The organism is Kitasatospora sp. NPDC036755 (genome assembly GCF_040636595.1).
Taxonomy (GTDB): domain Bacteria; phylum Actinomycetota; class Actinomycetes; order Streptomycetales; family Streptomycetaceae; genus Kitasatospora.
Genome location: NZ_JBEZUT010000609.1, coordinates 1 through 2,245, shown reverse-complemented (window position 1 = coordinate 2,245; position 2,245 = coordinate 1). Strand labels below are relative to the sequence as shown.

Here is a 2,245-nt window from a genome sequence, read left to right as displayed (position 1 = left end):
GCGGCCGTCGGTGCCTCGCGCGCCGCCGTGGACGCCGGCTGGTACCCGCACAGCAGCCAGGTCGGCCAGACCGGCAAGCAGGTCTCCCCGCAGCTCTACATCGCGGCGGGCATCTCGGGCGCCATCCAGCACCGGGCCGGCATGCAGACCTCGAAGACCATCGTGGCCGTCAACAAGGACCCCGAGGCCCCGATCTTCGAACTGGTCGACTACGGCGTGGTCGGCGACCTCTTCCAGGTGCTGCCGCAGCTCACCGCCGAGGTGAAGGCCCGCAAGGCCTGATCCCCGCGCGACAGCGGAGGGCGCGGTGCCGGGTGACCGGTGCCGCGCCCTCCGTCGTCGTACGGTCCCCGCGCCCTTCGTCCTCCCACCGTCGCCCGGCGCTCCCGGTGCCCCGCCGCCGGCCGCGGCGCGGGTCGTTCCCCGGGTGCGGCGTGCCCGGACCGGGCGTCCCCGGCGCGCGGCGGGCGGGGCGGCGGCCCGTAGAGTCGGCGCCGGCGCGTGACGCGGAGGCGGACGCGCGCCGCGAGCGCGTGGCGCACGGGCGCGGCGCGGTGGTGTGGGACGAGGCGAGGACGGTGGCATGGCACTGCTGACGGCACTTCAGGGCGGTTTCGGCGACGCGGCGGACGCGCTGCGGATCGACGGTCGGGCGCTCTCCCGGGAGGACCTGCTGGGCGCGGCGACCGCCGTCGCCGACCGGGTGGCCGGCGCCCCGGCGCTCGCGGTGCTCGCCCGCCCCACCCTCGAGACCGTCACCGCCGTGGTCGGCGGCCTGCTGGCCGGTGTCCCGGTGGTGCCGCTGCCGCCCGACTCGGGGCCCAAGGAGCGGGAGCACATCCTGCGCGACTCGGGCGCGGCACTGCTCGCGCACGCGGCCGGGGAGACGCTGCCCCGGGACGTCCCGGTGGCGGGGCTGCCGGTCGACCCGGCGCAGCGCTCCGCCGCCACCCACGCCGAGCCGGCCGCCGGGTCGACCGGCTTCGTGCTCTACACCTCGGGCACCACCGGCGCGCCCAAGGGCGTGGTGATCCGGCGCGAGGCGATCGCCGCCGACCTGGACGCGCTCGCCGCCGCCTGGCAGTGGACCGCCGAGGACACCCTCGTGCACGGCCTGCCGCTGTTCCACGTGCACGGGCTGCTGCTCGGCGTGCTCGGCGCCCTGCGGACCGGCAGCGGACTGGTGCACACCGGCCGGCCCACCCCGGAGGGGTACGCGGCGGCGGGCGGCAGCCTGTACTTCGGGGTCCCCACCGTCTGGTCCCGGCTGGCGGCGGATCCGCGGGCGGCGGCCCGGCTCGCGCCTGCCCGGCTGCTGGTCTCCGGCAGCGCGCCGCTGCCCGTCCCGGTGTTCGAGAAGCTGGCGGCGCTCACCGGGCACGCCCCGATCGAGCGCTACGGGATGACCGAGTCGCTGATCACCGTGAGCACCCGGGCGGACGGCGAGCGGCGCCCCGGCAGCGTCGGGCTGCCGGTGGACGGGGTCCGCACCCGGCTGGTCGGCGAGGACGGCTCGCCGGTGCCCGCCGACGGGGAGAGCGTCGGGGAGCTCCAGGTCTGCGGCCCGACGCTGTTCAGCGGCTACCTCAACCGGCCGGACGCGGACGCCGAGGCCTGGACGGCGGACGGCTGGTTCCGCACCGGCGACGTCGCGGTGATCGGGCCGGACGGCTTCCACCGGATCGTCGGCCGCGCCTCGGTGGACCTGATCAAGAGCGGCGGCTACCGGATCGGCGCGGGCGAGGTGGAGGCCGCGTTGCGCGACCACCCGGCGGTCGCCGATGCGGCGGTGGTCGGCGTGCCGGACGAGGACCTCGGACAGGCGATCGTCGCGTACGTCATTCCGGACGGCGCCGTGACGGGGGACCAGCTGACGGCCTTCGTGGCGGAGCGGCTCTCGGTGCACAAGCGGCCGCGCCGGGTCGTCCTGGTGCCCGAACTGCCCAGGAACGCCATGGGGAAGGTGCTGAAGAAGCAGCTGCTGACGGAGGCCGGCGGCCGCTGATGAGGGGGCGTCGGACGCCCTCCATCGATGACGGGTGTTCACCCTGATGCGCCGTCGGTGCTCACCACCGGTGACCCTTCCATTGGCGCACTCCACTGCGCGCGGTGAGCGGACGCGTGCCTAACGTGACACGCAGGCAGAACCGAACCCCTGGGCGACACGCCGCGGCTTCCGGTCGCAGGACCCCGAGGGTTCCGCCACGGGCCCCTGCAGCCTCAGCGGCGCCGGCGGGACGCCCCA

At 76.6% G+C, this 2,245-nt stretch carries 2 protein-coding genes; both read left to right on the top strand.

The features are described from left to right. Nucleotides 1-282, top strand: a 282-nt coding sequence (locus AB0E96_RS40480) for an electron transfer flavoprotein subunit alpha/FixB family protein (RefSeq protein WP_355269736.1), incomplete at its 5' end; no start/stop codon positions are given. A 301-nt stretch (nucleotides 283-583) separates the two neighbouring features. Further along, the gene (locus AB0E96_RS40475; protein ID WP_359831772.1) at nucleotides 584-2,005 is read left to right on the top strand and encodes an acyl-CoA synthetase; all 1,422 of its coding nucleotides are present in this window, start codon (nucleotides 584-586) and stop codon (nucleotides 2,003-2,005) included. Nucleotides 2,006-2,245 lie beyond the last annotated feature (240 nt).

Bases quoted from the DNA above. Each gene is read 5' to 3' on its own strand.
- AB0E96_RS40475 (WP_359831772.1), top strand. From the start codon at position 584: ATGGCACTGCTGACGGCACTTCAGGGCGGTTTCGGCGACGCGGCGGAC.